The organism is Ohtaekwangia sp. (genome assembly GCF_036568665.1).
Lineage (GTDB): Bacteria > Bacteroidota > Bacteroidia > Cytophagales > Cyclobacteriaceae > Ohtaekwangia.
The window spans coordinates 1-7,547 of the sequence record NZ_DATCSD010000384.1; the positions used below are offsets into that span (position 1 = coordinate 1).

Here is a 7,547-nt window from a genome sequence, read left to right on the forward strand (position 1 = left end):
GGCTTTAATATCTGCCCGGCAATGGCAAGCGGTGGTGCATAGTCGATCGTTACATGAACAGGCCCCAGGGCACTCGCCCAGCAGTTTATGGCTGGTGAGTAAAAGCGGGTATAATAGTCACCGGATTCGTACACTATATAATTGCCGTTTACCGGGTGATTTACATCCGTAGCCGTACGAGCCTGTTGCCAATAATGGCCGGCCCATATACCACCACCACTGGCAGTGAGTGTTTGCCGGTGGTAAAACGACCCAGTGCCTAAAGCCGGCTGAAGCGTTGTTTTGGAAACTTCTACTGTGACCTGATTTTCATTCGTACAGGCTTCTCCTGAAATAGTCAGACGGAACGTAGTGGTCGTGGAAACATTATTGAACGTAACGGAAGTACCCGTAGCCGTATACCCGGCGGGAACCGATCGCCAGATAAAATCATAGCCGGAATTGGTATATTCAGCATCTACCGACAGGGTTACACTTCCTGTTTCGCATAGCTGCTTGGTGCTGGCAGTAATGGGTGGTCGGGGAACCGCCTCCAGAAAGACGCTCGTCTGGGTATATACCGGCTTGGGATAATTACAGCCGGTTGTAGTTCCACATGACGTGCCAAGCTTCACGGTATGGCTACCCGCAGTGGTAAATGTATACGCGAAGGATTGCTGCGTTGAAACCTGAACGCCATCAATGATCCAGAGGTAATTCGTAAACTCTGCTGAGCAGTTATCCGGATAAAACGTTATCGGCTGTCCGACACAGTTGCCACCCGAATGCCGAATATCACATCCTGTTTGCATGGACGTTTGGCCAAAACTTGTCAAGTTGCAGGCGAGCAGACCTATAAAAAATATTTTTATATACAAACGCTTCATAATAATACTATAAAAATGTGTGTGCGCTATAATGTTTATTCAATGCCGACACTTCCCGGCTTACAACTGCAACCTGATACGGTGCCATTATTATATTGGCAGCAATTGCCGGAGGCAAGAGACTGAAGATCAGAAGGGATCTGCGATAATCTGCTTGCGTACATCCAGCTGCCCTGGTTGCCGCACACATCGTAATAAGCATATTTATACGTGCCATCATAGCAGGTATTGCCGTTGCCATCTGTGTAACCATTGCATACTACCACTCCTTTAACCGAATTGGATCCGAACTCCGCCCGCAACGTATGGGCTGTCTGAACATTTTTGAACGTAATAATTTTACCGGCACTTTGGATCGAAACCAGTGTTCCATCGGCAAGCGTTACCGAAGATTTATCAATATCGATCTTCTTTCCATCAATCAAGACAGCACCCAGATTATTATACTGACAATTGTCGCGCATCTCGAAGCGAAGATCTTTACCTTCTACGATCGATACATTCCCGGAAGGATATATATACCCTCTTGCGCCCACGCTGGAGGCGTTGACGGTAAGCATATAAGGATTGCTCGCTCCATAGTTATAGTCAATATCGCCCGTCTTTACTATCCCATTGTTGCCATACGCTGCCTTAAAGCTTTCTTTGTAGGTCGAAGTGAGGCGTCCCATCGCATCATAGCGGTATTCCGTGTAAAGGTTATTGTTATCAAGTATATGCGATACTTCACCCCATTGGTTATACACATAGCTGGTCATAGCGGCATCAACCGGTCTTACACGGAAGTCGTCAAAGTACGTAGTGTTAGCACCCGCCTCACACCACAGCTCCAGCTTTGAAGCTGTCGTTGTGTTTACGGCTATATCGGCTTCCAGCAGATACCAGTTGCCTGCTTTCCCTTTGTTCTTTACCGGAGCAATGATTTCACCATTCGAGTCGAATTTATACTTGATCGATGCTATAGGCTGCGATGACCATACACTTACGCGATACGTGCGTTGCTGTCGGGGGGATTGCATATAGTATGTAAAACCACGTCCACCTGCCAAAGCGGTTATTGAGGTGCTTCCTGTATGTGCTGCCGAGGTATTTGAGGCCCCATTCTGGTAGACGTCACTTCCAAATAATCCGTTTGAAGGTTTATCTTCGGCTCCGGAATAAGCGAACTCCCTATAGTTGGCATTCGCAGCGGTAGCTATAACACGTGACTGATCGGATGACATGCGAGTGGCAGCAAAATTGCTATTAACATCTTGTGCCTCCAGTGCATGAGAGTTTACATCAAACAAAGTTATGGCGCTGGTCTTCTGCCACCCGTCAGGAATCGGATCATTAATATTCCAGGCATTAAAAGCTGTTACACTTGCAGCCGGATAGAGTCCATCAACTGGTATAGATACATTATCGCTGCCTACAAAGGTAAAGGTCGAGGCCTTTCGCCAGATACCAGGTTGTACAAAAGGCTCATTCACTAATTTATCTTGTTGAAGAACTTGTAGTTGATCACTCCAAGTTTGAATGGATGCAGAAACAAGACCTGTCTTTTTATTATTCTGGTTTGGATCAACTTTATAGGTATACGATGCGGCCTCTTGGGTCAACATGTTTTTACCCCCAGCAACAGCAGGTCCCATCGCGGAATACTGCCTATAGGCCGGTGTTGACTCCGAAAAATATACATTACCGTGACCATCCGTTGATTGCGACCTGGTAGCTTGACCAGAGTAATAATCAAAGGCGAGCGTTCTGGTAGTTGTAGTTATACCTGTCTTGTAATTTACCGTAGTCTGTCCAATTTGAATTGACGGGTATTGCTCGCGCTTTGTTACTACACCTTGAAGTTCAAAATCTGTATCCTTTCTGGAAGCAAAGCGGGCATCGGAGAAACTTTCCTCAATCACCCCCTGATTATTGAATTGGGTCGAAAGCTTAGATTCATATTCCGAGTTATCGGTCACATCGTCATGCAAATAACTATTGGTAGTTTTTGAAATTATCTGCTTATCATTGTTATACAAGGTCATCGTTTTAAGACTTCCGACTCGCGATGTGTAGTCTTTTAGGGTAACGTTTCGTATTGATTTCTTGCTATAATTTACAAAATCATCGTAGCGCTTCTGAGAAAAATCAGTAGTCTGACTATTACTGTACTCAATTGTAACATCCGTTGGGTTAAACACTTCAAACTGATATTGAGTATAGTTCGGATTTTTTGCCTCTTGTGCGTTCTCTATGATGTACTCCTGAACCTTTACATATTCGTATAAAACACCTGGCGGTGGAATCTCTCTGCTGTTGGCTAGTAGTTCCCCAAAGTTTTTATATATATTCTTTTTATAGATTTTCTGAAGTCTGTCTTTATTTGTTGCATTGAAAAATTTATTATTATCATCATCTGCTAATGGATAATTAAAATCAACATTATCCAGTGAGCCAGGTTCATAGGAAGTAACGCCCGAAGTAACTGCTGCGTTTACTGCCGGTTTTGTATAGTCATACGTAGTTCGATTTGTTTTATTCAATGATGTAACTTCGATAGACCTTAAACGTATTCCTCCGCCCAAATTCAGAATATCATTTCCTATTTTGATATTACCTGCTACAAATATGGGCGGGCTATATTTGATAAGGCTTTTGTCTTCCAATCTTCTATAGAACTTCGTTAAATCAGAAGCGGTTACTATTTCCCACTTACCATCAACGAGTGAAGCTGATTTCACCACCAGCACACCGTCCTGCAGGTTCTCACTAAAATCAAAGTAGGACGGAAAACGATCGAAGCCACGGTACGGATCAACGAACAAGAATGTATAAGCCAGCTCATTGCCCTGACTCAACAATTTATCAATTCCATCATAAGAATTAGCCAGGGTTACTTGTGAATCCGTATCATTTATTTTTTTTACGTTTTCTACTACAAGGCTACTGGATTGATACAACACCGGCTTCGCATAAGAGTCCGATTCGTATTCGAATTTCACCTTTGCTCCTGTGGACGTTTCAACAGACCGCAAGGACCAAACGTCCAGCGATTTTGCCGATATATCAGAAACAAGTCTTCCCACATGACTATCAGCGTGCGGATCACCAATATCAAAATCGCTTTTGAATAAACCCCATATATCAGAAGCATCCTTGTCATAGGGAGGATTTTTGGTTTGCTGCCATGTTATCGATCCGGAGGGAGGTGTTTGATTTTTGAAAATCTTTAAATAATGGATATCTGACTCAATATTGATCACTACCCCATAGTATGTCTTTCCATCGCTTGCTGTTAAATTCAATATATCCCCTTCGATCAGTCCCGAGTTAGAAGCATAAAATGAGTACTGGTTAGAACTATTGCTCAGGTTGCTATTTCCACGTGAAGGATTTTCCAACTCATATTGAAATTTCATTGGTGGAAGTAAATTTGCTCCACCTTTACCAAGAAAACTGATTCCATTTAGAGTAAGCTTTCCATAACGTGGATAGTCACTTTCGTTCAACGATGGAGTACCATTTTTCAATAAGTTGAAGTCAAAACTATTTGCAGTTCCCGGACTTAACGCGGACTCCTTTTCATCGGAATCAAATTCAATAACTCGGAGTGCTTTGCCCTTTAAAGTCGATTGATTAAAGTCATCAATGTCCAAAACATTTTGATAAAAATGATAATTGGTGGTATAGTTTGTGAAGTCGCATTGGTCTTTTAAAATCGTATCGTCAACATCAGAAGCGATCTGCCAATTGATAGTTGAGGTCTGCGCATAGGCTTCACCGTGCAGCTTGGAAAGCCCGCTGTTTGAAAGATCAGAATTTTTTATCAGTACAATTGATTTGAGTTTTAATGTGCTTGTTGGCAAAGGCGTATAACTACCTGTACCGCGATCAACAAAATCTTCGTCAAAGACATCAATCTCCTGCTGCCCATGTAAACGATAATAATTGTGATGAATTGTTTTTTGACAGGAGCATGTCTCACTCTTGGGTGTGAATCCTCCTATACGGATATCTGGAGCCGTCCTAATAACTTTCTGGATTGGTTGAGGACCGCCGGCTGAAATAAGATCATAATCTGTCAATTTTTGAGGGCGACCACTAATGGTATAGTTGTCACCGATCCGATCTTTACGGAAATATTCCGAAGTAACATTTCTCAAAAGATTCAACACCCCTTTACCGTCATGTCGTATATCCTTAACGAAAAGCGCAGTATGTGTCTTTGTATGGATTGCGTCCAAGTAATAAATTTCCTTTACACCAGAAGAAAAATTCTGAAAATTGGCATCGAGATCTGAAGCCATTCCCTCTGATGGATTTCTCCAAGCATATTGATCTGTCCACTTACCATATTCAAATTCTACCCAGTATCCCCAATCGTACTCATTGAATTTGCCATCAGCAGTGCCGTCTGGCCCGCGATCTATATAGTCAGGGCCTGTTATGCCTGTCAGGTACCATGTATAAGCATACTTACCACCTTTTAAAAATTCATTGAAAGTTTCTGTACCTGTTTTATTGCCAGAATAGGCATACTCATTAAATGAATAAGCAGGCAAAGCAAAATGATACTTCACTCCGCTTTGGTTTACAATAACAAATCCACCTATGTTGTCGTCATCTGTCAAATCATTAGGTGTGGAACGAGTAAAGCCACTACTGGATGTCTCCATAAACCCTGAGGTCGTTACCCGGGGATATTTATTGACAATCTCGTCATTTGTAAACCAGGTAACATAGTTAGAGCCCTGTACATCATTGGAGGTATACGAAGTAGAACCGTTTTCACCTACACGTAAATCTGACCCAGTTGAAAAATTATACTGTAATGGAGTTTGATCAGGATTCGAAGGATTTAAATTTATTTGCCCTGGTGTGAACTCAAATCTATTGGAAAAATCGTTGATAAAGCGGAACTCTGCCCGTAGGTTGCTCTCATTAGAATTGGATTTCGAGATGTCGTATTGAATTGTCTGATAATCCTTTCCACCATCAGCATTCGTGCTATAGTTGTTTCTTTTGTAAAGATGCCGCTGAAAATAGTAAGGTCGCATATAGCCCGACACTCCTTGCGCATGTACCAGGTAATTATCAAAACCGGGAAATGATCCTCCCAATACCTTATCGGATGTAGGGTTATCGACAATGCCTCCGTCCAGTGTAGGGTCTAACAGGGAGTAGGTATCATAGGCGTTGTCATCAAAATAATCTGGTGACAATTCTGCTGAATGATTCGGATAATATAGCGCTCCATTTACGTAAGAATAATCTATCTCATCTATCCAATAACGCTGATAAGAATAACCATGATTTACCCACACATTATACCAAACTGGTATTGGAATATCAAAACCTGAAGTGGAAGTGCTTAGATAATGCGAGGCAGAATTGTTGGATACACTGGCCCCCGCTATGCTGACGCTGGCAGATATACCTTTATTTCCTGTTGAAATGGTAGCTCCCATGACACTGCCACTGTCATGATTTTTGCCATTTGAATATGTTGCACTTACCCCCGCAGATCCATAAAATCCAACACTTTGAAAATTGGTATTAATCCCCAAACCAGCACTGAGAAACCCGGCCTTCTTTTCACCCTCCCCAAGGGGAGTTGTTAAATGTAAACCTGCGCTGGCATAAGGATCACCATAAGGGCTTACTCCTATAGTGGCACCAATACCAACATTGCTGCCAGTAAACGTATAGCCAACGCCTAAATACATACCAATACCAAATCCCTGGTATGTATCCTGAGAAAAGGATAATCCTGCAGACACTGAAGCGGGGCTTTCCATCAGACCAACAGAAACACCAATACTGTAAGTTTTGGTATGACCACCTTCCCAAAAGTACCGCGATGCATTATTTTGCTGCTTCTGGTCATCAGCAAATCCATTAACATTTCGAACGATTGCACCAGGGTTTAATGTGAAACCAAGGCCCACCCAAGATGCATCCTCATTGGGCTGGATACCAGCATGGTACGATAAAGAAAGCGGGTATCCGCCAGATGGACCGGGCACTTCAAGCAAAGGAATATTGTAAGCCAAATCTCCGGTTAAAAGATTAACCATATCCGTGGTATCGACTGGCTCGAAGCTGGTCGCCTCCGGAGCGGTTGGCCCGGAGGTTAAAGCCCATGAAATGGTTGGTGCTACCGTGTTGAATACAGTTTCAAGAAGAAGAAAGACGGCAATGCTTTTCAGCAAAATTCGATTGCGTATCATATAAGGTTAAAGTAGAAATTCTTTATAGTAATTGTGTTAGTTCTCAAAAGTCACTTCGGGTATATTTTCAAGATCGCTCATTTCAAAGCGAAACCGTTGATTTCCGATACCCAGTCCAAATTCATTCAGGTTAAACTGAATCCAGTCTTTACCTTTCGCTTTCTCTTTACTAAAAACAAAAAGTAAATCTGTGCTATTGCTCATACCATAGGTGCGATTCAACATAAAATCACCTACTGGTATAGAGTCGTTAGCCGATGTAGTCAGCGTAACATAGTTATTCATACGAAATGAAAGCGTTTGCACCAGGTCACCATATTGATCACTGGCGGCCTGATGGAGCGCTTCTTTATTGTTTGCTGAAAGACTCAGTATAAAGTATAGATATTGACTATACTTCTTTCGAAGTGTGTCGATCTGCTCAGGAGTAGCTTTATGTTTGCCAATCTCCTGGTATACCCACAAGTCAGTT

The 7,547-nt window shown here is 42.5% G+C and carries 3 protein-coding genes; all 3 read right to left on the reverse strand.

Features of this window, described 5'->3' with window-relative positions; all coding sequences use genetic code 11:
* The coding region (locus tag VIN08_RS22405) for a PKD-like domain-containing protein (protein WP_331970073.1) at positions 1 to 791 on the reverse strand (791 nt) is incomplete at its 3' end.
* Between the two features lie 110 nt (positions 792 to 901).
* Entirely contained in the window at positions 902 to 7,075 is a 6,174-nt protein-coding gene (locus VIN08_RS22410; RefSeq protein WP_331970075.1) for a hypothetical protein, read from the reverse strand.
* Positions 7,076 to 7,111: 36 nt separating this feature from the next.
* On the reverse strand, positions 7,112 to 7,547 hold a 436-nt coding region (locus tag VIN08_RS22415; protein ID WP_331970077.1), incomplete at its 5' end, for a hypothetical protein.